The sequence below is a fragment of the Mycobacterium sp. E796 genome, from assembly GCF_001672815.1.
GTDB lineage: Bacteria > Actinomycetota > Actinomycetes > Mycobacteriales > Mycobacteriaceae > Mycobacterium.
On record NZ_LZKK01000374.1, the window covers coordinates 1 to 25731 of the forward strand.

Genomic DNA, 25731 nt, shown 5'->3' on the forward strand with positions numbered 1-25731 from the left:
GACGAAATCTTCGCCCGCTCCGGCGGAAACGCGGCCCGGATGGACAAGCCCCTGCAACGGTATTGGCGGGACGTGCATGTCGGGCAGGCCCACGCCATCCACGTCCCCGGCACGGTCTACCACGCCTCGGCGCTGAGCTCCCTCGGCGTCGACCCGCAAGGTCCACTCCGAGCGATGATTTAGACAGGGCGGCTTTTGTGAGCGATCTGAAAAGCCTGGGTTACATCACGATCTCGACCAACGACGTCGACGGTTGGCGCCGCTTTGCCTTCGGTGTGCTGGGTTTCGCCGAGGGCAAGGGCCCTGACCCGTCGGCGCTATATCTGCGGATGGACGAGCGGGCGGCCCGGCTGATTGTGGTGCCCGGTGAGACCGACCGCGTGCTCACCGTCGGTTGGGAGGTGCGCGACCACCCGGCATTGCTGCGGGTGCAGGCCGCTCTGGATAGCGCTGGCGTGCCGTATAAACAGCTGTCGACCGAGGAGGCCGAGGCCCGCCGCGTCGAAGAGGTGATCAGCTTCGAGGACCCCGCTGGCACCACGCTCGAGGTGTTCCACGGTGCGGTCCTTGATCACAGCCCGGTCATCACTCCGTTCGGCGCCAGGTTCGTCACTGGTGATCAGGGTCTGGGCCACGTAGTGGTACCCGCGATCGATGCCAATGGGCTCTTCGACTTCTACACCGAGGTCCTCGGTTTTCGGTCCCGGGGTGCGTTCCGGGTGCCGTTGCCCAAAGAGTTTGGCCCGGTGCGGGTGCGTTTCCTGGGTATCAATGAGCGCCACCACAGCCTGGCGATCTGCCCGGCGGCCCATCAGCGCGACCCGCGCCTGGTGCACATCATGGTGGAGGTCGACACCCTCGACGCTGTCGGGCAGGCGCTGGACCGGGTCAACGCCGAGGGCTTGCAGTTGTCGTCCACGCTGGGCCGGCATACCAACGACAAGATGGTCTCGTTCTACGTCCGCGCACCCGGCGATTGGGACATCGAATTCGGCACCGACGGGATGCGGGTCGACGAAACCTATTACACCGCGGAGGAAATCACCGCCGACAGCTATTGGGGCCACCAGTGGCTCGGCGCAATGCCCGCGGCCATGCAGCCCTGACAACTCCTGTGTCGCCGCCGTCGGGCGGGCCAATGCTGAACCCCGTTGAGGGGTGCTGACCTGCGCTGTTCTCCACCTGGCTGGTCCAGATTCGAGCTGTGGTCGGTGGCACAGCCGACGCCGTGTGTGACAGCACCCACACCAATGTGGTAGAAATCCTTCTAGCTGAGATATTACGACTAGTCATACTGAAGTTTGGAGGACGATGATGTCGGGAACCGGGTGCGACGCTGCCCCTGTCGATCCATCCACGCCGAGCGCAGTCATCGACCGCATCTCGCTGCTGTTGGACTCCTTTGAAGGATCGGGACGGTTGACGCTGGCCCAGATCGTGCGCCGCACCGGCCTACCACGATCCTCGGCACACCGGATGCTTGAGCGTCTGGTGCAGCTGCGCTGGCTGCGCCGCAGCGGCCGCGACTACGAGCTCGGCATGCGCCTGGTGGAGCTGGGGTCACTGGCCGTGCATCAAGACCGCCTGGTCCGCGCGGCCACCCCGTTGATGGGCGAATTGCACCGCGCGACGGGGCTGGTCGCACACCTTGCGGTGCTGGATGGGCCCGATGTCGTCTACCTTGAGAAGGTCGGCGATCGGGTGATCGCCCTGCTGCCCACCCGGGTTGGGAGCCGTCAACCGGCGCACTGTACGGCAGTCGGCAAAGCCATCTTGGCCTTCGCCGACCACGACGCTGCGGTGGACCTACAGGCCCGCAAGACCAAGTACTCGATCTCGAGCAGCTCCCAGCTGGCCGCCGAATTGGCCAAGGTACGAGCTCACGGTGTGGCTTTCGAGCGCGAGGAATCACTGCTCGGGTTCGGTTGTGTGGCCGCACCCATCGGCAATCCCGGTGAAGCGGTCGCGGCGGTGTCGGTGTGCGGGCCGATGAATCGGATGACGTTCGATCACCGGCTGGTCGCCCCGGTCCGAGTGACGGCGATGGGCATCTGGCGCAACGTCGATGACGGCGCGCAGCGCGTCGCACCCACCTTGCAGCCCCTGCGACCCCTGTTGGTTCCGCGCCCGGGCACCGAGCCGCAGCCGGCCCTGCAGTACGCGTGAGCCTTGATCCACAGATCGGCGCCCTGATCGAGACGCTGGACGCGAACTTCCCGCCGGTCCACACCATGACCGGAGCGCAGGCCAGGGCGACGATCCGGTCACGATTCGTGCCGGCCGCCGAGCCCGAACATGTCGCCCAGGTGCGCGACGAGGACATCCCCGGCCCGCGCGGCGACATAGCCGTGCGGATCTATTGCCCGGACGCTGGAGGACACACCAAACCGTTGCCGCTCTTGGTGTACGCCCACGGCGGCGGTTTTGTGTTCTGCGACCTGGACAGCCACGACGGGTTGTGTCGCGATCTGGCCAACCGGTTGCCCGCAGTCGTGGTTTCGGTGGCTTACCGGTTGGCGCCCGAGCATCGCTGGCCTGCCGCCGCCGAGGACTTGTACGCCGCCACCCAGTGGGCGGCGTACAACGCCGTGACATTGGGCGCTGACCCAGGGTGCATTGTCGTGGGCGGCGACAGCGCCGGCGGCAACCTTGCCGCCGTCACCGCGCTGATGGCCCGCGACCGCGGCGATCCGGCGCTGGCGGCCCAGTTGCTGCTGTATCCGGTGATCGCCGCCGACTTCGACACAGACTCTTACCGATTGTTCGGCCGGGGCTACTACAACCCCACGCCAGCACTGCAGTGGTATTGGGATCAGTACGTGCCTTCGGTGAGCGACCGCGCGCACCCATACGCCACACCGCTCAACGCCGACCTGAGGGCACTGCCTCCCGCGGTGGTGGTGATCGCCGGACACGATCCGCTGCGCGACGAAGGATTGGCGTTTGGCGCGGCGTTAGACGCCGCCGGTGTGACCACGGTGCAGCTGCGCTATGCCGGCGGAATCCACGGCTTCATGACGATGCCTGCGTTTGATATCGCACACCGCGCCCGCAAAGAAGCCGCCGCCGCGTTAACCGAAATCCTGCAGCGATAATGCCGTCGCGGGCACAGATTGTGCCGCACCGTAACGCTGCGCGGGGTCGAGCACGCAATGTGTGCGGCCAAACACCGTGACCATGCATTTATTGTTGTGGGTGCAGCGGCTGCGCACCGTGGGGTCGGCGATCATCGCGGCGACGAGGTCCGGCTCGCGCAGCAGTGCCCGGCCCATGGCCACGAAATCGAATCCCTCCCGCAGGCCCGTCTCGACGTGGTCGCGGTTGGTGATCCCGCCGAGCAAGATCAGCTTGGTGTTGCGCATGACGGGGACGAATTGACGGGCGTTTTGCAGCATGTACAGATCCTCATACGGATAGCTGCCCATCCCCCACTTACCGAAGACCCGCACCGCGGCCCGCATCGACGGCGGCATCACGGCGGCGAACTCTTTGACCGGGACATCGCCGCGGAACAGGTACATCGGTTTGAACACCGAGGAACCCTGGGTGAGTTCCAGGGCATCCAGGGCAGCGTCAGCGTCAAGTAGCTGGGCGGTCCGCAAGGCCTCATCGATCCAGATGCTGCCCGGCAGACCGTCGTCCATGTCGAGTTTGGCGATGACCGCGATCTGCCGGCCCACCACGCCGCGCACGTGAGAGGCGATCTCACGCACCAATCGCGAACGGTTGTCGATGCTGCCGCCGTAGACGTCGCGCCGGCGATTAATCAGCGGGCTCAGAAACGAGCTCGGCAAGTACAAATGGCCGAAATGGAGTTCTACGGCGTCGAATCCAGCGTCGACGGCCAACTGCGCGGCGTGACCGAACTGAATGATCACCGCGCGGATCTCCTCGCGGGTGATCTGACGGCAGTACGACATCGACGCGGGATTGATGAAGCGACTCGGAGCGACGGGTGTCAGCCCCGTGAGCTTCTTCTGGGCCACTACTCCGGCGTGACCGAGCTGGGCCGAGATCGCGGCGCCTTCGCGATGAACTGCGTCAGTCAATTTGCGTAGTCCCGGCAGCGCCGCCGGGCTCATGACGATCTGGCCGGGGGCGCTGGCCCCCTCCGGTGACACACAGCAGTAGGCGACGGTGGTCATACCGACACCACCCTGGGCGAAGCTGCGGTGAAACTCGATCAGATCTTCGGTGACCAGCCCGTCTGGTGAGCGCCCTTCCGAGGTGGCAGCTTTAATCACCCTGTTACGCAACGTCGCTGGCCCCAGTACTGCAGGGGAAAACGGATCGGGCCGGGTCGCACTCATCAGCTAACCTTGGCCTCGGTCGTGTTCAGGGTCAAGGCGGTCTCCCGATAGTCGGGAAGACCACGGCTGGCACCGGCCGTCTGCCTTACAGTCGGTGCATGGCTGGCGGCGAAGTGTTTGTGAATTGACTGGGTGGTGACCCGACCCGGCCGCGCCATCACTCCGCGTGTCCGAGTCGGACGTCCCGGTGGACGGGAAGGCGCGTGCAGTTCGGATCTTTTCATCACCTAGCTTCAAAGCGTGCGCTTCTGGTGTCGATTCGAGCAGGCTTGCGCCGCGCCAGCGCAGGTCGTTTACGACCTGCTTATTGATGTCGAGCGGTGGCCGGATTGGTTGGCAGGTGTGCGGAACGCCGTCTGGGAGTACCCGGGAGATCCGGACACGCGAGAAGGGGCCATACGCCAAGTCAGGGTGAGCGGCCTGGCCATGCGCGAGAAGATTCTCGTCGGCCACCGGCCGCACCACCACGCCTATGCCATCTTGTCTGGCATCCCCGTCGCCGGCCACCGCGCGGACGTCCATATACACGACGCGCCGGGCGGATCCCTTATCGTGTGGCAATCGACGTTTCGCGCGCGAATCCCGTTCACAGGGCCCATGATTTGGATGATGCTGCGCGCGAGCATGCCACGGATGGCCGGTGCGCTAGCCCGAGGTGCAGAACGCCAGCCGACCTGAAGCGGCCTCACAGATCATCCCGACATCTGGTGCTGTGCCGATGCGTTCCCACATGACCGAGCGCCGAGGGCCCCGGGTTGCGCGACGTTAGAGCCCAGCGGGCAAAATATTGGGATTAGCAGTGGGGGGTGGTTGCAGCGGCGGGAGCAAACGGCCGCCGTCCAGGCTTCGCACCGGTAGCTGCTGCGACCACGGATAGTGCAGGCTGAACGCGATCAGTCCAGTGCGCTCAGCGGCCGGCAAGTGACACATCGCCAGCACCGTTTCGGCCAAATACTCCACCGGCTCGGTCGGGAAAGAGTCCGGAATCAGTTGTGCGGCACCGGGTGTGCGGATCGCCGTCGACGGGCCCACACAGTTGACCGCGATGTTGGCATCCATCAGTTCAGCGGCCACACCCTGGGTGAAACGGTGCAGCGCGGCCTTCATCGAACCGTAGATGACATCGCCGGAGGTTTTGTTGTATTCCCGGTAGGGACGGGCCGGGGCCAGCCCAGTCACTGAACCGATGTTGACGATCCAGCCCGCGCCCTGTTCGTGCATGTGCGGTATCGCGGCCTTGGTGAGAACGAAAGGTGTTCGCAGATAATGGTCCACGGTCCGGTCAAATGTGTCCAGGCTCATCTCCTCGATCACCGAATAGTCGGCGAACCCGGCGTTGTTGACCAGGATGTCGATGCGGCCGGCGCGCTCGAGCACCTCCTCGACCAAACCCGCGCGCTGCGCGGGGTCTGCCAGGTCGGCGGCGACGGCGACTGCTTTGCCGCCCGCAGCTTTGATCAGTTCGACGGTTTCACCGATGGTGCCTGGCAGCGTCCGGGCCGTACCGGCGCGCGTCGACGAAGATGGGTTGTGGGATCGGGCCGTTACGACCACCGTGGCGCCTTCGGCCGCCAAGCGCTGGGCGATCGCGCGCCCGATACCGCGGCTGCTGCCGGTGACCAACGCCGTTTTGCCGCAGAGCATTTGGCTCACCGCAAATCAAAGTCCTCTTCGACGGGAGCACGGTGGCTATGCCACACATCCACGAGCCGGTAAGGGAATGCGGTCACGATCCGTCCCCCGCCCGACCGGTAATAGGTATGTGCCGTCGGGGTATGGCACCACACGGTGCCAGCCATCGTCGCATCGATGGCAGCGACATAATCGTCGTAGGCCTGCGGTGTCACTTCGATGGTGGATGCTTCGCGCAGCGCCATCAACTGCAGGCATTCCATCACGTAGTGCACCATCACCTCGACACCGAAGTTGTGTCCGGCACCGTGCCCTGGACTGTAGTTAGGGGCCGAGGAGATGAACAGGTTCGGAAATCCCGGCACGGTCCCACCCCGGTAGGCGCGCGGACGATCACCCCACTCCTCCGTCAGTCTCTTGCCGCCGCGGCCGCGAATATCCACGGTGGACAGGAAATCCAGATAGTAGCCCGTTGCATAGATGATCACATCGAGGTCAATCTGGCGGCCATCGGCGGTCACGATGCCCGCCTCGTTGACCCGCGCGGGTTCGCTGGCCTCGACGTCGACATGCTCGCGCGCCAGGGCCGCGTAGTAGCCGCCCGGATCGCGGATGATGCGCTTGCCGTAGGGCGCGAAGTCCGGAGTGACTTTGCGGGCCAGCTCGCTGCCCGCACCGAAGACCTGGTCAATGTAATTTCGACAGAGCTGAAGCAACGCGTCATTGGCTGGCGAGATCGACAGGTGCTCGGCAGCCCAGTCAGGGTCATACAAGATGACCGGGTAGTTGTTGTCCCCTGTCCCCCAAAACGACTTGAGCCGGTGCCAGTTCGCATAGTAGGGCAGGCGGGTACCCAGCCACCGCTGATAGTCCGGGACGTCATCGGTGGCTCGCCGCCGCGGTGCCACCCAATGCGGTTGACGTTGAAAGACGGTCAGGTGCGCCACGTCGTTGACGCATGCATCGACGATTTGCACCGCGGTGCATCCTGCGCCGATGACGGCGACCCGCTTGCCGGTGAGATCCAGCTGCGGGTCCCACAGCGCGGAATGGACCGAGATGCCCGAAAATGTTTCGCGGCCGGGCAAATCCGGCCAGCGCGGCCGGTTAAGGTAGCCGGCGGCCGGGATCACGACGTTGGCGTAACTGACGTCGCGGGTGCCGTCGGGGCCCACCGCGTGGATCTGCCACTGGTTGCGTCGCTCCTGCCAGTGCAATGCTTCAACCTCGGTGCCGAACCGGGTGTGTTGGCGCAGACTGCTTTTATCGGCGACCGAGACCAGATAGGACTGGTACTCCGGGCCCATCGGGTAGTAACTCGACCAATCACCGTTGACCTCGCGCGACAACGAGTAGTACGCCGAAGGGGTGTCCACCCCGATACCGGGATAGGTGGTGGTGTACCAGGTGCCGCCAACTTCGTCGTTTCGCTCGAAAACGAGGTAGTCGATGCCGGCGTCCGCGCAGGCGAGCGCAGCCGTCATCCCGGCGATACCTGCGCCGATGATTGCGACGCGAAAGCCGTCGGGAAGTTTGGCCGAGCGCGGCAACACCGGCTGTGCGGGCTGAAACCCGCCTTGCTCCAACAACAGCGGCAAATACTCGGCGTCGACGGGACCCCCGAGTGCCACCGGAGCGATCCGCGCGAACAAATCCGGGTCATCGGCGGGCACACCCTGGTGGGGATCGGGTGAGAAGACCGCGGCCAGCACCGCCTCCACCAGTTCGGCGGTGGTCTGGGGATCGGTGACTCCGGCCTGCTCCGGGGGGTCAGGCACGTAGGTGATTTCGGGTGCGAACCGCTCGACGACCTGCGGGTTACCGGTCAGCTGTGCCAGTACGGCAACCAGGACCCCGGCGTCGGCTTTGCTCAGGTTGGCCCGCAGTTCGTCCGGATCCACCTCTGCCCGCAGAATGTTGCCAGTCGTGACGGGGGCACCTGTTCTCATGGCAGCGAGTATCGAACGCCCGGATCGCCAGGTGCGCGGTCTTGTCTACTGAGCGGGACACTGCCGCCACACGTTGGCCCCACCGCGCCTAGCGTGTCGGGAGATCTACTGGCTAGGCGGGGTCAGCGGTTGCACGAGTTGCTCGCACGGCCGCGCCCTCGACCGGCAGGAATGGCATTGTGACAGGTGATCGAACCGAATTGGACGAAACCATCGCGCGGGCGCGCAGCCATACTCTTGGCGATATTCCGCGCCGGTCGGCACACAAGCATCCCGACAAGATCGCCATCATCGATGGTGAGGTCACCCTCACCTTCGCGGTGTTCGAGGACTTGGTCGACCGGGCGGCCGCGGCATTGCAGCACAACGGATTCCAACCCGGCGACCGTATCGCACTGCTTGCCCACAACTGCTGGCAGTACGCGGTACTGGCATTCGCCACGGCACGGGCCGCTGTGGTGCTGGTTCCAATCAACTTCATGCTCACCGCCGAAGAGATCGCCTACATTCTGGGCCACAGCAAGGTCCGCGGGATCATCGTCGAAGCCGGGCTGATTGCCACAGCAGAACAGGCGATGCAGCTCGGCGGTGCGGTTACGACCAGGGCGGCGATCATGCCGGCCGGCCGGCCGGCCCCGCCGGGCTGGGACGACTTGGCGAATTGGCTGACAACAACGAAGACCGCACTACTACCCCGCATTGACGACGACCAGCTGGTGCGGCTGATGTATACCAGCGGCACCGAGTCACGCCCCAAGGGGGCAATGCATAGCAGCCGCAGCTTGATCGGGCAATACGTGAGCACCATCGTGGCCGGTTCGATGTCCGCCGACGACGTCGAAATCCATTCGCTGCCGCTTTATCATTGCGCACAGCTAGACAATTTCCTGGCCACCGACATCTATCTCGGCGCGACCAGCATCATTTTGCCCCGCCCTGAGCCTGAGTGGGTGCTGCGCACCATCGAGAAGTACGGTGTCACAAACTACTTCGCGCCGCCGACGGTGTGGATCTCGTTGCTTCGCTCACCGGTGTTTGACCTCGTCGACCTGTCCAGCCTGCGTAAGGGCTACTACGGCGCCTCGGCGATGCCCACCGAGATCCTTGCCGAGCTCCGTGAGCGCCTCCCCAATCTGCGGTTATGGAACTTCTACGGGCAGACCGAGATGGCGCCGCTGGCCTCGGCGCTGGGACCTGACGAACAAGACGCGCATCCGGGCTCGGCAGGGCGCCCGGTGCTCAACGTGCAGACCACGATCCTCGATGACAACGACAGCCCGCTGCCCCCTGGCGTGGTGGGCGAAATCGCCCACCGTAGCCCGCATTTGATGCTTGGCTACCTTGACGACCCGGTACGCACTGCTGAGGCATTTCGCGGGGGTTGGTTTCACTCAGGCGATTTGGGTTTCTATGACGAACACGGCTTGTTGCATGTCGTGGACCGCAAGAAAGACATGATCAAAACTGGCGGGGAAAACGTCGCAAGCCGCGAGGTGGAAGAAGTTCTGTACCGGCATAGCGGTGTGCGCGAAGTTGCGGTGTTCGGCCTGCCACATCCGCTGTGGGTCGAAGCCGTGGTGACAGCAGTGGTGCCGCGCGAGGGCATCGTGTTGACCGAGGACGAGATCATCGCGCACTGTCGCGCGCATCTGGCCGGGTTCAAAACACCCAAGCAGGTCTTCTTCGTCGATGAGCTGCCCAAAAACCCCAGCGGCAAGCTACTTAAGCGCGAGCTGCGCGCACGCTTTAGCGACCCTCGGCCGGTCTCGACCTGAGCACCGCCGATTGGGTCGCGCTAGACCGGCGGCCCACCGGTGCTCACGCGCAGCCGCGCGATGAGCTGGCCGATCCCGCGCTCGTGCAGGTCGACAAGCATCGCAGGGCTTACCTCGCCATCCTTGCCGTCGGCCCATTGCGTTAGGCGTGGCGGCTGATGTGGACCACCGGGCGCGCGGGCATGCGCCCACCCATCTCGGCGGCATCCGAACGCCACACTCGGTAGCGGATCCTGCAGTGACAGTGATTCTGTACCGAAGCGACCGCGCACGGGCAGATGGCTTCCACTGACCGGCCGCGGGTATAAGGCTGCCGTCGGCAACCCAAATGCATCATGAGGAAACACTGCTCGATCGCGGGCGCCGCCCACCCCCGCAGACGGCGACAACGCACGAAAGCACGCTGAACGGGCGCCAGCCCATCTCGCCCGAACGCCCGCTTCTACGCGCGTTGCCGCCGTGTGGGAAAGGGCCGTGTTGGCTCGCATGAATGCCGGGGCTGATTCCTCGGGCAGCTGTAATTGTCAGTGACTGCGGCGTTTTGGCGGCCGGTGTGTGTCGATCAAGAGACCGGGATGATGGGGATCTTCTTCATTGCACTGGCCCGTGGGTCTGGCGCAGCCGCGGCAGCCCGATGATTTTCCTCGCCGCGGGTGTAGGTCCAGACGCAGAACGGCTCACCTTGTGCGAACTTGAAGTCCTTCGGCGGCAAGTTGATATCGAGCTTGCAGCCGGGAAAGAACGGCGCAGAAATCCGTTGTTCGAAGGTGCAGTTCATCCATGCTCGCGCCGGCGGATAGAGGCCCTCGTCGGTGTATTTTTGGAGGACTTCACATCGACGCATGTTCAGCACCACATGATCGGGGTTGTAGACGATGTACTCACCGCCGTATCCCAGGGTGCCGTCGATGCTCAAACACGCCAATTTGAGGAAGTCAACAACGTGGACGGGCTCGATCTTGAGCACCTTCGCCAGCTTCGGGTACTCGTAATCGATGATCAATTGATACATGTCCGGCAGGGCCAACCACACATCCTCTTCCGGGATGATCTTGGTCCACTGGTCGATGAAGTAGTTGTGCCCCTTAAGGTACTGATCCCAGTAGGTTTTGATCAGCCGCAGCAACGCCGGCTTAGTCAGATCCTCGGTTTGGACATCGAACGGGATCGCTTGGTACTGCGCGTTTTTCCAGTCCCATCCAGGAGGCGCGATGAACCGGCCCATTGGCATGACCTGGCGCATCACCGCGCGACTCAGCTCCGCGGCAACATCCATGGCGGCGTTGATGCCAACTTTGTGCGCGTAGGTGGTCACATGCGCGTAGGGGACGAAATTGAGAGTGTCCTCGAATACGCGGGCCAGCCCCAGTAGAAAGTCCCGCGAGAAATCTTGGATATTGCCGACCTTACCCATGAAATCGTGCGTGTAGTCGTCGTAGTTGAGTTCAGCTTGATCAGTGGTCATTTGCGCCTCCTCTGGCAGTCGAGCCGACCGTGACACGGACCTTCGATGTCAGACTCTGCACCAGTAGGCAGAAACTGACATGCCAAAGCTAGGGGCAACAGGCTGGGCCCGCGTTGCACGTGTCCGCTGGGTGGGACAGAAGTCGCGTAGGTGCGAAGCGCTCGGGGTTGGCGGTTGCTTCCAGCTACGATGCGCGAGCACGAGTCAATCGCACGTAAAGGACCCAGGGAGCGAGACGTGACTGCGCCGAGGAGGCCGACGTTGAGCCAGCGGCGTGCCGAGCAGTTTCGCTTGGACATTGCGCTGGCTGCGCGAGACATCTTTCTTGCCGAGGGATCGATGTCGGCAACTGTCGAGCGCATCTGCGAGGCGGCCGGTATTGCGCCCCGTACCTTTCACCGCCATTTTCCGGTCAAAGAAGACGTCGTCATGCCGCTATTTCGGGAATTCGGCAGGCTCAGCATCGAAGTCCTGCGGCAGGCAGCACCGACAAGCGATGCCGTCGACACCCTAGTTGAGGCATTTAGCAGCGAGGTTCCCAAGCGCGGACAGGTTGAGATAGACCGTCGGCTGTTAGCCCTGATGATCAAAGACCCGCAGTATCGGCTGCGGTGGCTTGATTGGGGACAAGATCTTGCCGCGCCCGTCTCAGAGTTTCTCGCAACCCGCTTCGACCTCGGCGCAGATCCCTTCCGCCGCGAGCTTCCCGCTCAACTCGTCATACAAACGTGTCGGCAGGCCTACGTTCATTGGGTCGACGGCGGCGACTTTGGTTACTTGAAATCTGCGCTGCGAGTCGGCTTCGAGATGGTCGTTGCGTCGTTATCTGCCCTGCCCGCCGATCCAGTTACTCCGCGCGCCAGTCACCGACCAATCCGGTGACCGCTGGGCGGGAGACCCGCGTCCAGCATCCCGCGTCGCGACTTAGATTCGACGGCGAGCAAGCCACTGCTTGACCCATCGCTCGTCGCCGTGCATGCGCCTAACCACCGATACCGTGCGCGCCTCACGTCAGCGCAGTGACTGCGGTCGCATCAAACTGCTAGTGAGAGGAACGTCGGCACCGTGTTCAAGGGACGCATCGCGCGATTCAACGCGCCGGGTCAACCGTTCGAAATCGAGTCGGTCAGCCTGCCGGAGGTGGGTGCCGGTGAGATCTTGATCAAGGTGACGCGCACCAACATCTGCGGTTCGGACCTTCATGCCTGGCATGGAACGTTTGCCACTGGTGGTCTTGGTGGTCAACTCCCGACCGTTCTCGGCCACGAGATGGTGGGCTCGGTCGAGGCGCTCGGTGACAATGTGACCGCGGACTCCAACGGCAGGCCGCTGGCGCCGGGCACCCGCGTGGTGTTCCCGTATTTCTTCTGCTGTCACCAGTGCCGCAACTGTTTGGCGGGCAGGCGAAACGCGTGCCTGCGTTTGAAAATGGCGATGCTTGGCCGCGCCGATGAGCCGCCGTACTTTGTCGGTGGCTACGGCGACTATTTTCTGCTGCCCGCGGGTGCGGTCGTGTACTGCGTGCCCGATACCGTGTCCGACGAGGTGGCCGCGGGCGCTAACTGTGCGTTGTCACAGGTGATGTACGGCCTTGAACGCGTCGACCAGCAGCTCGGCGACACCGTCGTGGTGCAAGGTGCTGGTGCTTTGGGCCTGTACGCCGTTGCGGTGGCCAAGGCTCGGGGGGCCGCCCAGGTCGTCGCGATTGACGGGGTTGCTGAACGCCTGGACTTGGCAACGGCATTCGGCGCTGATGCGGTGATCGATATCAACGAGGTGACCACCAGCAAGGAGCGGGCCAAGGTCGTGCGCAGGTTGACCGGCGGTTTTGGCGCCGACGTCGTGGTCGAAGTGGTCGGCCATCCTTCCGCGATCGACGAGGGGCTGAAGATGTTGGGCCAGTTCGGTCGTTACGTGGAGATCGGCAATATCAACATCGGCCAGACCGTCCCATTCGAGCCGTCCCGCTTCGTGTTCGCCAACAAGTCGATGGTCGGCGTCTCGCTGTACGAACCCGACGTGCTCTGGCGAGCACTGATGTTCCTCGAGTCGCATCAGGATCGGTTGCCGCTGAAGCGGCTTGCGGCAGCCCAGTATTCGCTCGACGACATCAACGACGCGTTCGCCGCGGCCGAGGGCAAGCGCGATGTCCGCGCAAGCATCGTCCCCTGACTTCCCGAAGGATCACCATGCACGATTACACGCGCACAACGCTTTTCATCGACGGCCAATGGGTGAAATCGACTAACACTGATTCAATCGATGTGATCGACCCGGCAACAGAGAAGGTGATCGGTTGCGTGCCTGACGGCACAGTAGCCGACGTCGATACGGCGGTGGCGGCCGCCCGGCGCGCCTTCGATCCACTGATCAGCGTGGCCGAGCGCCGCGAGCGCCTCGCCGCTGTGATCGCCGCGGTGGAAAAGCGCCTTCCGGATATCGCCGAGACCATCACACGAGAAATGGGCGCACCGGTACGGATTTCGCAGACCGTCCAAACGCAGGTTCCGCTGGCCGTGGCTCGTGGCTTCGCCCAGGTGCTCGATCGCTTCGAATTCGAAGAGCGCGTAGGTAATTCACTGGTCATTCGCGAGCCCTACGGCGTGGTCGGCGCTATCACGCCCTGGAACTATCCGTTGTATCAGGTGGTCGCCAAGGTGCTCCCAGCGATCGCGGCGGGCTGCCCGGTGGTGCTCAAGCCCAGCAACGAGGCGCCGCTGTCGGTGTTCGAGTTTGTCGAGGCCGTCGAGGAGGCAGGTCTGCCGGCCGGGGTGGTTAACCTGGTGTCCGGGCGCGGCAGGGTGATCGGCGAGCGGATCGCCGAGCACCCTGATATCGACTTCGTGTCGTTCACCGGCTCCACCGGCGTCGGCGCGCGTGTGGGTGAGTTGGCCGGGCGCACGGTCAAAAAGGTCGCCCTGGAACTGGGCGGCAAGTCAGCGAACATCGTCCTTGCAGACGGCGATCTTGTGGCAGCGGTCAAGGTCGGCGTCGGCAACGCCTTCCTCAACGGTGGCCAGACGTGCATGGCCTGGACGCGCATGCTGGTTCCCCATTCCCGCTACGATGAGGCGCTCGACCTGGTTCGGGATGCGGTGGCGAGATACACCGTGGGAGACCCTTTGGACCCGGCCACCCGGATCGGTCCGTCGGCCTCGGCCGCGCAGTACGAGACGGTGCTGGGATTTATTGAGCGCGCCCAGCGCGATGGCGCGCGGTTGCTCGTCGGCGGTGCTGAGAAGGTCCGCGATGTCGGCTATTACGTGGCTCCGACGGTGTTTGCCGATGTTGATCCCGACTCCGAGCTGGGCCAGGAAGAGGTTTTCGGCCCGGTGCTTGCCGTCATCCCGTATGCCGACGAGAGCGAGGCTTTGCGGATCGCCAACGGCACGCCGTATGGGCTATCAGGTGCCGTGTGGGCCGCTGACACCGCGCGGGCGATCGCGTTCGCTCGTGGCGTGCAAACCGGCCAGCTCGACATCAATGGCGGCAAGTACAACCCGGTCGCACCATTCGGGGGCTACAAGAAATCCGGTATCGGCCGCGAACTGGGGCGCGCAGGTTTCGAAGAGTACCTGCAAACCAAGTCCTTGCAGTTGCCCGCATGAACGCGCCTCTGGATGTCGTTACCGCGGGTCCGACGCAGGTGTGGACGATCAGCACGCCCGGGGCCGGCAACGCCATCACGGGCCACGATTTCATCGCCGCCTTCGAAGCCGCTGTCGATGATGCGAACGCCGACACCTCGGTGCGCGCAGTCATTTTGACCGGAGAGGGCAAAATTTTCTCCGCAGGCGGCAACGTCAAGGAAATGGCCGATCGCGAAGGCATGTTCGGCCTGGATCCGCTCGATCAACGGCGGGCGTATGTCAACGGGATTCAGCGCATTCCCCGAGCCTTGAGCCGTCTCGAGGTGCCGTTGATCGGTGCGATCAACGGGGCCGCCATCGGGGCGGGTTGCGATCTGGCGCTGATGTGTGACATTCGAATCGCTTCCGAGCGTGCGTCGTTCGCCGAGAGCTTCGTGCAACTCGGTCTTATCCCCGGCGACGGAGGTACCTGGTTTCTGCAACGGGCCGTCGGCTACGAGCGGGCCGCTGAAATGACATTCACCGGCGAGCGCGTCGACGCAGCAACCGCCCTGCAGTGGGGCATGGTGAGCCGAGTGGTTGCCCATGATGACCTGCTCGCCCAGGCGCATGCGCTTGCCGAGCGCATCACCGGGAATCCCGCCCATGTATTGCGGATGGCCAAACGCCTGCTGCAGGAGTCACGAACGGGTTCGCTGGAATCGACGCTGGGCATGGCCGCGGCGATGCAGCCCCTGGCACACCGCGACCCCGAGCACGAACAGCGGATCGCGAAGTGGAGGACACGCTAGTGTCGCTCCCCCGGTTGGTGCCATCGGCCGTTGCCGATCTCTCATCGACACAGGCGCTGCGCGCTGAGGTGCGTCAGTTCCTCGCGGAGCAACGTGCCGCCGGGTTGTTCACCCCTTCCGTGGATGCCTGGCTCACGGGCTGGGATGAAACGTTCACCGCCGCGCTTGCCGCGCGTGGCTGGCTGGGGATGACGGTGCCCGCCAGATATGGGGGGCACGGGCGTTCATTTCTTGAACGGTTCGTTGTGACCGAGGAATTGCTCGCGGCCGGCGCGCCGGTGGCCGCGCACTGGATCGCCGACCGTCAGATCGTGCCCTCGCTGCTCAAATATGGTTCCGAACTGCAGAAGATGGAGTTTTTGCCGCGGATTGTGCGCGGCGAATGCTTCTTCGGCATCGGCATGAGCGAACCCGACTCGGGTTCGGACCTGGCAAGCGTGCGCACCCGGGCCACACCCGTCGAAGGTGGCTGGGCGCTCACCGGTACGAAGGTGTGGACGTCGGGCGCCCACCGTGCTCACGCGTTCATCGCACTAGCGCGTACCGCGCCGATGGATCCCGCGAATCGCCACGGGGGTCTGAGCCAGTTCATCGTGGATCTGCGCAGCCCCGATGTGCATGTCCGCCCGATCATCTCGATGAACGGCGCGCATCACTTCAACGAGGTCATCCTCGATGAGGCTTTTGTCGCCGACACCATGGTGTTCGGCGAGATTGGTTCAGGCTGGCGGCAGGTCACGTCGGAGCTAAGCTTCGAGCGCAGCGGACCCGAGCGGTTCCTTTCGACGTTTGTGCTGCTTGCCGAAGCCGCCGAATACATCGCGACGCAACGTATCTCACGTGATAATCATTTGGGCGCCCTGGTGGCTCGGGTCGCCGCCCTGCACCACATGTCCAGCGCCGTGGCCGGTGCGCTGCAGCGCCATGATCCCGCCGACGTTTGCGCTGCGGTGGTCAAGGTACTGGGCACCGGCACCGAGGGTGACATCGCAGAGTTCGCCGACCTATGTGGCTGCTCCGATGCGATGTTCTCGACCTTGGTCCGCGCGGCCCTGGATCAGCGTCCGGGCTTTACGCTGCGCGGCGGCACAAACGAGGTATTGCGCGGCGTAATCGCCCGGGATCTGGGGCTTCGGTGAAAGGTACCCCGGTTTCTTTGTCTGGACGGGCCTCCGTCGACCCGGCGGTGATCGACATGATCGACAGTGTCTTGGCAGAACATCGCCGGTCGCGTCCGCCCGCGGCGCTCCCTGAGGTGGCGGTTACACGGGATCCGGGGCTGTGGCAGCGCCTCGAGGATCTCGGGCTGGTGCGGTTGACCGGTGCCGAGTCGGCTGGCGGCAGTGGAGCCGGTTGGTATGAGGCGGCCGAATTACTCACCGCCGCGGTGCGCCACGGGGTGCGAATTCCGTTGGCAGAACACGACTTGTTGGCCTGCTGGTTGTTGGAGGCGAACCAGATGCCCGTCGACGGTGCGCTACGCACCGTCTGCGTCATCGGCGAGCATGGAATCGCCAGCTTTGTGCCCTGGGCCGGTGTTGCGGACCGGATCGTGGTCGTGTGGTCAGCCGCCGGGGCGTTTCACATGGCAGACATCGATGCCGCAGAACTGGACATCACCCGTGGCGCCAATCTGATCGGCGAGCCGCGTGACACGGTGGCCGTCGACGTGGCGGCCCTGCGCGGTCTCCCAGTGGCAGCGGATCTGGTTGCTCAGCTGGGGCTGCGATCGGCGTTGGTGCGCTCGATCCAGGGGTGTGCCGCGCTGGATCAGATCTTGCACCTATCGATTGAGCATGCGACAGCGCGCATTCAGTTCGGTCGCCCGCTTTCGAAATTCCAGGCGGTGCAAAATCTGATCTCCGACATCGCCGCCGAAGCCGCGCTGGCGCGTACCGCGACCGAGGCCGCGCTCAACGTCGCGGTCACCAGCGACTGGTCGGCGTCGAACCTGGACTTCCTGGTCGCCGTGGCGCGGTCGTGTCTGGGTCATGCCACGTCGGTTGTCGTGCGCAACGCCCATCAGGTCCACGGCGCTATCGGCACTACCCGCGAGCATCGCCTGCACGAGTACACCCGGGCCGCACTGGCGTGGCGATCGGAATTCGGCTCGGTTCATGACTGGGACGACCGGCTGACCACCGCCGCAGTGCAGGCAGGCGCACGAGGGCTATGGGGCCTAATCACTGGCTAGTGATTAGTCGGCGAATTTGATCGGGCGGAGGGTATGGGATGCAACGGCGCCGACTAGAGCCGCAGCAGCGGCGTGAGCAGCTGCTCGATGCGGCGGCCGCGTTGTTCGCTGAGCAGCCGTACGAAGATGTCATGGTGGAGGACATCGCCGCGCGCGCAGGTGTGTCCAGAGCGTCGCTGTATCACTACTTTCCCAGCAAGCGGGATTTATACGTGGCGATATTCACCCGCGCGAGTCAGCGGTTGCTGGCACGCGCCAATCCCGATCCGCAGCTACCGCTGGCCGCGCAGCTTGCCAGTGGACTGCAGGCCCACATCCAGTATTTTGCCGATCATCCTTTTGAAGCGATCGCGATCAACCGCGGTGCATTGTCGGACGATCCGGCGATTCAGGCGATTATTACCGAAGAGCTCAATGTCATCGGCCAGCGGATGGCGGACAAACTCGTCGCCGAGGGAGGTCCGCGCGACGCCACCGAGATTGCCATCGAGGGCTGGCTGGCGTTCGTTCGCGCCGCGTGCGTGAAATGGATTCAGTCGCAAAAGATCACGCGGGCGGACCTGACCGAACTGTGTCTGCGCGCATTTGACTGCGTGCCCGGATACGCTGGCACGCCGGACGCCCGGCCCGGGGAACGCAGCATCGAAGGCGTGCGCCGTGGCGCCTTCGGCAGTGTGGTTCGCCTCACCATGGCGATCGGCGGCGTTGAGGGGTGGAAGGCGACCGCCGGCGACATCATCGCCAAAGTTCAACGCGGCCGCGCCGCTGAGCCCCAGTGCAAATCGCCGATGGACGGCTAGGCGCGGGTGCGTGTTCCACTGAACGGCATTACCTGTGTTATCGGCACCACACCCGCGGTTGACTGGCGTCATGAGCAATGACATCCTCCTGCCCGAACTGCAGGAGTTCATCGACAGCTTCTGGTATCACTACGACGAGGCGCGCTACGACGAATTGGCGGCAAGCTACGCGGCAGACGTGCACTACGTGACCCGAAGCGACTCCGGTGCGAGCCCGTTTGAGGAACTGATGTCACCGGAGCTGCAGGGCCGGGAGGCCGTCATGGAGTGGATGATCGAGCATCGCAAACAGAGCCCGTACCCGTTGCGCCACCATGCCACCAATGTGCACCGCACGGGCACCGACGGCGACGTCACCCGTGCCCGGTTCTACATCCTGGTCAACCAGATCACCAACTTCGTCCCGTTCGTGGTGTCAAGCGGGGTGGTCGAGGTCGCGGTCCGCCGTGGCGCCGCGGGTTTGGAGTTCACCGAGATGGACGTCGTGCTTGATGCCACCAATTCGGTCCTGCTTTCGGAACTGAGCGCCAGTCGCGCGTCAGATGCCAGCGTTTCCTAGCGCGGTGAACGTCGACGAAGCGTTCGGCGGCGGGGTCGCCGTTATCACCGGCGCCGGCGCCGGAATCGGTGCCGGGTTGGCCCGTTACGCCAGCCGGTTGGGGATGACCGTTGTGCTGGCCGACATCGATACCGATGCCATCGCGGCACTCCGTGATGAGCTTTGCGCGCGGGGCGGCATAGCGCTCGATGAGCAGTGCGATGTGCGCGATGCCGATGCCCTGCAGCAGCTCGCCGACAAAACCTACCGCGACGTCGGGCCGGTGCGGCTGCTGGTGAACAACGCCGGGGTCGAGCAGTTCGGCTATCTGTGGGACACGCCGGTGGCCAACTGGCGCCGAGTCGTCGATATCAACATCAGCGGTGTGTTCTACGGCGTGCGAGCGTTTCTGCCCAAGATGATGGCCCTGGAGGAACAAACCTGGGTGTGGAACCTGTCGTCGATCGGGGGGGTGGTGACGATACCGCTTCAGGCCCCTTACATCACGAGCAAGCACGCCGTACTCGCATTGACGGAATGCCTCTACCTCGACGTTAACGCAGCCGGACACGGCGATCACATTCACGTGCAGGCCGTGCTGCCTGGTGCGGTGGTATCCAACATCTTTGAATCTGCGGGCGGCGTCGACGCCGGCCCCACCAGCGACACCACCGCCGCCGAGGCCCAGCGCGCGGCCATGCTCGACATCAAAGCCGAGGCCATGGATCCGTTAGCCGCCGCCGAGACTCTATTCGAACAAGCCGCCGAAGGCCGGTTTTACCTCCTTACGCAGCCCGAGGCCGTCGGGTCGGCGATGAGCGAACGGGCCAACACGCTCGCCGCACAACGGCCTCCAAGGTCGCACACCACGCGCCGGTTCGAACCTGCCGAGCACAGATGTCCACCCCTCGCCTAGATCCCGACGCCGCGGCACGGGTCGCATCCTTCGGCCACATCCCTCCCATGCACCAACGTGGTTTGGCCGCGGTGCGTGCCACTCTCGAATCGACTGCGCCCACCAACGCAATGCCCGAGATGGTCAGTATCAGCGAGACAACCATTCCCGGCCCAGGTCAACCCGGCTTACGCCTCAGACCTTTCCGGTCTGCCACCCGCGATTGTCGTCACCGCCGCGTGCGATCCGATTCATGACTGGGGCGAGCGTTATGCCGCCCGCCTGCGCGATGCGGGCGTACAAACCACCACCACCCGATACCCGGGGATGTACCACGGGTTCCTCATGCATCCCGAGGCAACCGCGCGCGGACGGCTGGCCGTCGCCGAGATCGGCGCGCTGTTACGGGCGAAGTTCTGCCATCCGCTGCGGTTTTGACGTCCCGGTCACCGGACACCGACCGTCTATGCCTGGTTCGCACTCCGCACAATCCAAGCCAATCACGAACGACAGAGGAGACACCTGATGCTCACCGACGAGCGGCGGATGGAGCTGTCCAACTTGTTGCGGCCGGCCGCACCGCCTCGCGAAATCGACAACGTCTACAGCGACGACCAACGTGAACGCCTACTCGACGTAGTGCGGACCGAAGGCCCGTGGAAGCTGATCATCGCTCAACACTTCGCTTCAGCCGAGGAATTGATCGCCACCATGAGCGGCTCCTTCCCCGAAGGATTCACCCCGTCGCTGGATCTTTTCTTGACACCGACCTTCCGCGGCTATCTGGCTAACTATGGAACGGTGCTCTACCCGCAACTGCACGACTGCTTCTACAACGCGCAGTTTGTGGGGCTCGCGAAAAGCTACTGGAAAGCAGAGTACGCAAAGCCACAGATGATGCTGTTCAACATCAACGGGCCCTGCGCCAACCGCGACCCCGGACACCTGGATTCACCCAGCTTCCGCGGCGTCCGTTATGAGAACGCGCCGACTTGGCTATGCAGCGTGATGGGCAAGTCCGGCTTGTTCAGCGACTACCTGATCAAGATGGCCCAGGTGATCACCTGGTTTTCTCTGGACACCGACAGCGGCTTCACCTATTGGCCTGAGGGACCCCTCAAGGCGCCTGGGCGCGTCCTACCTCCGATCAACAATCGCGGTGTGGTGGTCCAAAACGAGATGATGATGCACCGTGGTGAGGCCAATGGCCCACTGGACCAACAGGTTCCCGCCGGTCTGGCCTTTGACACCGTGTTCACCGGAGACCCCGATGATCGTGACCACTGGCTTTTGAAAAGCGATGACACGGTCATCGCCCGCCACCACACCGACGATCTGCGGTTTCTCGTGCACTGGTCAGCCGAAGTCTTCTCCGACTACGACGAACTCAAGAAGAACATGGACGGCAGCGACGACCTGACCGTCGAACGAGCCATCGGCATGATGGTCGACGACCTCAAATCACGCGGCATTAAGCTCGATGTGCCCAGCGAACCGCTGCACGATCCGGCTTTCATCAAGGCGCTTAACGCTGCCTACGACGTAGGTGCGCCTGCGTCCTACCCTGAGGATGCGCCGCTGAGCGCCTTCCAGATCGCCTGAGTCGGAAAGGGACTGCGATATTGCGGTGTTTGGCCGATCGCCGTGTCGTCGTTACTGGCGCCGGCTCTGGGAATCGGGCAAGTGTCGTTGTCAGGCTCCTCGAGAGGGACCACTGTCGTCGGCTATGACATCTCCTTGGCCGGCTTGTTCCGGCACTGAAGTCATGGTCGATCGGGGCGCCCGCCCCTAAGATCGCAAACTCAGCAATAGGGTTATGGATTTGGCGCGCCCGCTGTTTCGTCGACAATCGCCAGCTCGCCGCGCCGCACCGCGTGCCGTATCGATTCACTGAGTGCTGAACAGGCCAGGAACACACCCCGATCCTCGAGCATCGAAATCTGTTGCGCCTGGGCTCGCTCGGAGCATCGAGCGGTCGCGGCCGCGTTCCACTGCACACTGGTCTGGTCCCAGCTGCTTTTGCGGACCAGCACCGCGGCGCCGCAGGTGTCGCACGCAACCGGCGTCATCGGCACCTCGTCGAGGCGATTGTCCGTCCTGAGTGAGGACTGGTCTGCCATCACATCTATCCGGTGTTGGTCGCCTGCGCCCGCATATTCGCCTCGACCTCTTTCATCCACGCCTCATACGGCCGTGTCGTGTCGAGCTCAAACTCAAAGCGGTCCACCATATCTGGTTGTACATCAGCGACATCGACGTAGAACTGCTGATACCAGCGACGCAGCTGATAGACGGGGCCGTCCTCTTCTACCAGCAACGGGTTGTCGATCCGTGCCTTGCTCCGCCAGATTTGCACGTCCTGCTCGAAACCCAGCTTCACGAAGTCACCCAGCGCAATCGCGGTCTGCATGGCAAGGTCGGCGGGAAGCGCGTCGGATTTCTTCACAATGATTCCGTATTGCAGGACAAAGGAATTCGCGTCAATCGGGTAGTGGCAATTGATGAGCACCGTGTGGTGGTCGGCATGCTCGTAGTGATACGTGAGGTCGTCGATCATGAAAGACGGACCGTGGTAGGAGGCATCGGAGGTGGTGCCGAGCAACTTTGCACCTTCGGTACCACCCAGATCGGGGCGACCGGCGCTGTTCATATATTGCGTGGCGACATGCCCTTCGAAGATGTTCTTGAAATGGGTGGGCAACGAGCCGTGGATGTAGAAGAAGTGTGCCATATCCACAACGTTGTCGATGATTTCGCGGCAGTTGGTGTTGACCACGGTGGTGTACCAGTGCCAGTCCGTCCATTCATCGCTTGTCGCACCCGCGATGCGGGGGATCGTGACGTCGGGCGGCGGCGGGTTGCGCTCGGGGTCATTCCACACGAAGAGCATCCCGTCCTGTTGCAGGGTGGGCCAGACCTGCGTGCGGGCCAGCCGCGGCGTGCGCTTGCTGTAGGGCACCTGTTTGCATCGCCCGTCACCACCCCAGCGCCAGTCGTGGAATGGGCAGGCGATTTCGTTGCCCTTGACCACACCCTGCGACAGGTCGCCTCCCATGTGTCGGCAGTAGCCGTCGAGGACATTGATATTTCCGTCGGCGCTGCGAAAGACGACAAGTTTTTGCCCGAAGGCGCTAATCGCGTGCGGCTTGCCGTCTGCGAAATCTCTGATCAGGCCTAAGCAGTGCCAGCCTCGGGCAAAGCGGGTCGGGGCGGCCTGCGCTTCGATCAGCCGAACGTCTTGTGTCTCGGAATGCGACATCATGGGCGCTATTCAACCCCCAGCGGGCCGCGTTGCGGCCGCCGTGTTCCACTCATCAGGACAGCCCTTCCCGTCCCCTCCCCGCTCGGCATACCGTGCTCGCCGTGAAAGCGCAGAGCACGACGATCCCAGCGGGACTATTCGTAGCCGACACCCATGTCGATCTGCTGGTTGTCGGTTCGGGCACCGGGATGGCCGCGGCCCTGGCCGCCCACGAACTCGGGCTGTCGGTGCTCATCGTGGAAAAATCCTCGTATGTAGGCGGCTCAACCGCGCGGTCCGGCGGCGCACTGTGGCTGCCCGCCAGCCCTGTCCTGGCCGACGCCGGTGCCCACGACACCGCCGAGCGCGCCGCGGAGTATTTGGATGCGGTCGTGGCGGGTACAGCGCCCCCGCAACGGTCCGCCGGGTTTCTCGAGAATGTCGCGGCGACAGTCGAGATGCTTCGGCGCGCGACGCCGATGCGCTTGTTCTGGGCCCGCGATTACTCCGATTACCACCCCGAAGAGCCCGGCGGCAGCGCCGCGGGCCGCACCTGCGAGTGCCGCCCGCTGGACACGTCGATTCTGGGGCAGTATCGCACCCGCCTGCGACCTGGGGTCATGGAGGCCAGCGTCTCGATCCCCACGACAGGTGCTGACTATCGATGGCTGAATCTCATGGCTCGTGTACCGCGCAAAGGCATTTCGACGCTGGCCAAGCGAGTGGCACAAGCCGTGGGCGGCCGCATGCTGGGGCGGCGCTACGTTGCGGGGGGCCAAGCCCTGGCGGCCGGCCTGTTCGCAGGGGTGCTGCGCGCCGGCATCCCGGTATGGACCGACGCCACCTTGCTGCGCCTCAACGGCGACGAGGAACGCGTGACCGGCGCGGTCGTAGTTCACGGCGATCATGAAGTGACAATCACCGCTCGGCGCGGGGTAGTTCTGGCCACCGGCGGTTTCGACCACAGCATGGACATGCGGTGGAAATATCAGTCCGAATCGTTGGATGCGAACGCGAGCCTGGGCGCCGAATCGGATACCGGCGACGGCATCCGTGCTGGGCTAGAACGGGGCGCCGACATCGACTTAATGGATCAGGCATGGTGGTTTCCCGCTATCGCGCCGCTACCCGGTAAGGCGCCAGCGGTCATGCTGGCCGAACGCTCACTTCCGGGCTGCCTCATCGTGGACCAAAACGGCCAACGGTTCGCCAATGAGTCGGCCGACTACATGTCATTCGGACAGCGGTTGCTCGAGCTGGAGCGGTCAGGCAATCCGGTTGAAACCATGTGGATCATCTTCGACCAGCAATACCGCAATAGCTATGTGCTTGGCGCAGAACTCTTTCCGCGGATGCCGATTCCGCAAGCGTGGTACGACGCAGGCATCGCCGTACGTGCCGAAAGCCACACCGAGTTGGCCGCACACATCGATGTTCCGGCGGCAGCGTTTAGCCAGACCATGACCCGGTTCAACGAAAATGCTTTTGCGGGAGAGGATCCCGACTTCGGCCGCGGGCGTAGCGCCTACGACCGGTACTACGGCGACCCGACGATTACTCCCAACCCGAACCTGCGGCCATTGGTCAAAGGACCGTTCTACGCTCTGAAGATGGTGCTGTCGGATTTGGGCACTTGCGGCGGGCTCCGGGTCGATGAGCACGCCCGGGTGCTGCGCGAGGACGGCAACGTCGTGGCCGGGCTGTACGCCATCGGCAATACCGCGGCCAACGCCTTCGGCGCTACCTACCCCGGCGCGGGCGCCACGATCGCGCAAGGCCTGGTGTACGGCTACATCGCGGCCCGAAACGCGGCGGGCCTCAATTAATCGGTGTCGCGTTTCGCCTCGACCTGCTTTTCGACTTCGCGCCAGTATCCGGGCGCGGGGCGAGGTCTGCCAAAACCAGCTTTTGTGGCTTTGTCGATGATGGCTTCAGCCTCGTCGATGTCCTTCATCAGTTCGAGAGCGAATTCCCGCTCGGCAGCGTAGTACTTGGCCGCCCACCGCAGCGCGAGAACCGAATACGCCCAGGCGGGTTGGGCCTCAGCCCCGTCAGCGTCCTCTACCGCCTTGCGGTGCCTGGCTTCGGCGTAGGCGACATGCTCTTGCAGCAACTCTTTGAGCCGAGCCGGATTACTGAGGTGGCCGAACGTGACCCGAAGCAGCACGCTGTGTTTGAGCACCGGTGGGTCCACTGGGGCGTCATTGGTCCACTCGGTGACTGCCTCTATTCCAGCTGGGGTGATTTTGTAGAGTCGCCGGCTGCGAGTCCCCTCGTCGCGTTCCACGCGTGAGGTAACCAGCCCAAGCCCCTCCAGCTTCTTCAGTTCGCTATAGATTTGGCTGAACGATGGGCTCCAGTAATAAAGGTCAACGCTCCAATCAATCCATTTCTTGAGGTCGTAACCGGACACTTCCTCTTCATAAGACAACATGCCCAGCAACGCCCAGCTTGTGGCAGCCAGTGGCGATTTCACCGACTTTTTGCTGGTGTCGCCGGTTTCCGAGCTCATTTCGCCAGGTTAACAACTCCGGCCACGCGATTTCGGGTT

23 protein-coding genes and 2 pseudogenes are annotated in these 25731 nt (G+C 63.7%); 18 read left to right on the plus strand and 7 right to left on the minus strand.

All coding sequences use genetic code 11. The annotated features are described in order from the left end of the window. The 4 genes and pseudogenes from A5706_RS30965 to A5706_RS30980 form a co-directional block, all read left to right on the plus strand. Positions 1 to 183: pseudogene (locus A5706_RS30965) on the plus strand (hydroxylase); the annotation flags it as partial. A gap of 14 nt (positions 184 to 197) precedes the next feature. Then, complete coding sequence (bphC, locus tag A5706_RS30970; RefSeq protein WP_068140204.1) at positions 198 to 1106, plus strand: biphenyl-2,3-diol 1,2-dioxygenase; 909 nt, start codon at positions 198 to 200, stop codon at positions 1104 to 1106. 208 nt (positions 1107 to 1314) lie between these two features. Continuing rightward, entirely contained in the window at positions 1315 to 2166 is an 852-nt protein-coding gene (locus tag A5706_RS30975) for an IclR family transcriptional regulator (protein ID WP_068140357.1), read from the plus strand. Further along, positions 2163 to 3095 (plus strand): alpha/beta hydrolase, encoded by a 933-nt coding sequence (locus A5706_RS30980; protein ID WP_068140207.1) that lies wholly within the window; start codon positions 2163 to 2165, stop codon positions 3093 to 3095. Before A5706_RS30975 ends, A5706_RS30980 begins: the two co-directional genes overlap by 4 nt. On the opposite strand, the gene A5706_RS30985 is transcribed toward A5706_RS30980, so the two are convergent. After that, on the minus strand, positions 3072 to 4310 hold the full coding sequence (locus A5706_RS30985; RefSeq protein WP_068140211.1) for an NADH:flavin oxidoreductase: 1239 nt from the start codon (positions 4308 to 4310) through the stop codon (positions 3072 to 3074). The two genes, A5706_RS30980 and A5706_RS30985, sit on opposite strands and share 24 nt — an antisense overlap. Before the next feature lie 240 nt (positions 4311 to 4550). Here A5706_RS30985 and A5706_RS30990 point away from each other — a divergent pair, with 240 nt between their 5' ends. Beyond that, positions 4551 to 4988, plus strand: coding sequence for an SRPBCC family protein (locus A5706_RS30990; RefSeq protein ID WP_068140214.1), 438 nt, complete (start codon positions 4551 to 4553; stop codon positions 4986 to 4988). 87 nt (positions 4989 to 5075) lie between these two features. On the opposite strand, the gene A5706_RS30995 is transcribed toward A5706_RS30990, so the two are convergent. Further along, a complete protein-coding gene (locus A5706_RS30995) occupies positions 5076 to 5963 on the minus strand; it encodes an SDR family NAD(P)-dependent oxidoreductase (protein WP_068140217.1) in 888 nt (295 codons plus the stop codon). Continuing rightward, positions 5960 to 7891: an NAD(P)/FAD-dependent oxidoreductase gene (locus A5706_RS31000; RefSeq protein WP_068140221.1), complete on the minus strand. Its 1932-nt coding sequence runs from the start codon at positions 7889 to 7891 to the stop codon at positions 5960 to 5962. The genes A5706_RS30995 and A5706_RS31000 overlap by 4 nt, the downstream gene beginning before the upstream one ends. 200 nt (positions 7892 to 8091) lie before the next feature. Between A5706_RS31000 and A5706_RS31005 the strand changes: the two genes are divergently transcribed. Further along, positions 8092 to 9666 carry an acyl-CoA synthetase gene (locus A5706_RS31005; RefSeq protein ID WP_231985483.1) on the plus strand — a complete coding sequence of 525 codons (1575 nt, stop codon included), beginning with the start codon at positions 8092 to 8094 and terminating at the stop codon, positions 9664 to 9666. Positions 9667 to 10228: 562 nt separating this feature from the next. Here A5706_RS31005 and A5706_RS31010 read toward each other — a convergent pair. After that, positions 10229 to 11131 carry a hypothetical protein gene (locus tag A5706_RS31010; protein WP_068140227.1) on the minus strand — a complete coding sequence of 301 codons (903 nt, stop codon included), beginning with the start codon at positions 11129 to 11131 and terminating at the stop codon, positions 10229 to 10231. A 261-nt stretch (positions 11132 to 11392) separates the two neighbouring features. On the opposite strand from A5706_RS31010, the gene A5706_RS31015 reads away from it, so the two are divergent. The 11 genes and pseudogenes from A5706_RS31015 to A5706_RS31060 all read left to right on the plus strand — a co-directional run bounded on the left by A5706_RS31015 (position 11393) and on the right by A5706_RS31060 (position 21541). Then, complete coding sequence (locus A5706_RS31015; protein ID WP_231985484.1) at positions 11393 to 12013, plus strand: TetR/AcrR family transcriptional regulator; 621 nt, start codon at positions 11393 to 11395, stop codon at positions 12011 to 12013. Between the two features lie 183 nt (positions 12014 to 12196). Continuing rightward, a complete protein-coding gene (locus A5706_RS31020; protein ID WP_068140230.1) occupies positions 12197 to 13303 on the plus strand; it encodes a zinc-binding dehydrogenase in 1107 nt (368 codons plus the stop codon). A 17-nt stretch (positions 13304 to 13320) separates the two neighbouring features. After that, positions 13321 to 14739: an aldehyde dehydrogenase family protein gene (locus A5706_RS31025; protein WP_197518039.1), complete on the plus strand. Its 1419-nt coding sequence runs from the start codon at positions 13321 to 13323 to the stop codon at positions 14737 to 14739. Beyond that, complete coding sequence (locus tag A5706_RS31030) at positions 14736 to 15512, plus strand: crotonase/enoyl-CoA hydratase family protein (RefSeq protein WP_068140237.1); 777 nt, start codon at positions 14736 to 14738, stop codon at positions 15510 to 15512. Before A5706_RS31025 ends, A5706_RS31030 begins: the two co-directional genes overlap by 4 nt. Next, positions 15512 to 16651 carry an acyl-CoA dehydrogenase family protein gene (locus A5706_RS31035; RefSeq protein ID WP_068140239.1) on the plus strand — a complete coding sequence of 380 codons (1140 nt, stop codon included), beginning with the start codon at positions 15512 to 15514 and terminating at the stop codon, positions 16649 to 16651. The genes A5706_RS31030 and A5706_RS31035 overlap by 1 nt, the downstream gene beginning before the upstream one ends. 17 nt (positions 16652 to 16668) lie before the next feature. Then, on the plus strand, positions 16669 to 17706 hold the full coding sequence (locus A5706_RS31040) for an acyl-CoA dehydrogenase family protein (protein ID WP_369831984.1): 1038 nt from the start codon (positions 16669 to 16671) through the stop codon (positions 17704 to 17706). Between the two features lie 38 nt (positions 17707 to 17744). Next, positions 17745 to 18506, plus strand: a complete 762-nt coding sequence (locus tag A5706_RS31045; RefSeq protein WP_068140242.1) for a TetR/AcrR family transcriptional regulator — start codon at positions 17745 to 17747, stop codon at positions 18504 to 18506. A gap of 70 nt (positions 18507 to 18576) precedes the next feature. After that, entirely contained in the window at positions 18577 to 19065 is a 489-nt protein-coding gene (locus A5706_RS31050; RefSeq protein WP_068140245.1) for a nuclear transport factor 2 family protein, read from the plus strand. Then, positions 19049 to 19960: an SDR family NAD(P)-dependent oxidoreductase gene (locus A5706_RS31055; RefSeq protein ID WP_156767428.1), complete on the plus strand. Its 912-nt coding sequence runs from the start codon at positions 19049 to 19051 to the stop codon at positions 19958 to 19960. The genes A5706_RS31050 and A5706_RS31055 overlap by 17 nt, the downstream gene beginning before the upstream one ends. A gap of 159 nt (positions 19961 to 20119) precedes the next feature. Further along, positions 20120 to 20465: pseudogene (locus A5706_RS35415) on the plus strand (alpha/beta hydrolase fold domain-containing protein); the annotation flags it as partial. Then, positions 20465 to 21541, plus strand: coding sequence for a hypothetical protein (locus A5706_RS31060; RefSeq protein ID WP_068140251.1), 1077 nt, complete (start codon positions 20465 to 20467; stop codon positions 21539 to 21541). The pseudogene A5706_RS35415 and the gene A5706_RS31060, both read left to right, overlap by 1 nt. 212 nt (positions 21542 to 21753) lie before the next feature. Here A5706_RS31060 and A5706_RS31065 read toward each other — a convergent pair whose 3' ends face one another. Then, a complete protein-coding gene (locus A5706_RS31065; protein ID WP_068140367.1) occupies positions 21754 to 22059 on the minus strand; it encodes a ferredoxin in 306 nt (101 codons plus the stop codon). Positions 22060 to 22064: 5 nt separating this feature from the next. Then, the gene (locus A5706_RS31070) at positions 22065 to 23201 is read right to left on the minus strand and encodes a Rieske 2Fe-2S domain-containing protein (RefSeq protein WP_068140255.1); all 1137 of its coding nucleotides are present in this window, start codon (positions 23199 to 23201) and stop codon (positions 22065 to 22067) included. 101 nt (positions 23202 to 23302) lie between these two features. Here A5706_RS31070 and A5706_RS31075 point away from each other — a divergent pair, with 101 nt between their 5' ends. Then, complete coding sequence (locus tag A5706_RS31075) at positions 23303 to 25006, plus strand: 3-ketosteroid-delta-1-dehydrogenase (protein ID WP_082964762.1); 1704 nt, start codon at positions 23303 to 23305, stop codon at positions 25004 to 25006. On the opposite strand, the gene A5706_RS31080 is transcribed toward A5706_RS31075, so the two are convergent. Next, positions 25003 to 25692 (minus strand): PadR family transcriptional regulator, encoded by a 690-nt coding sequence (locus A5706_RS31080; RefSeq protein ID WP_068140259.1) that lies wholly within the window; start codon positions 25690 to 25692, stop codon positions 25003 to 25005. The two genes, A5706_RS31075 and A5706_RS31080, sit on opposite strands and share 4 nt — an antisense overlap. Positions 25693 to 25731: the final 39 nt, after the last annotated feature.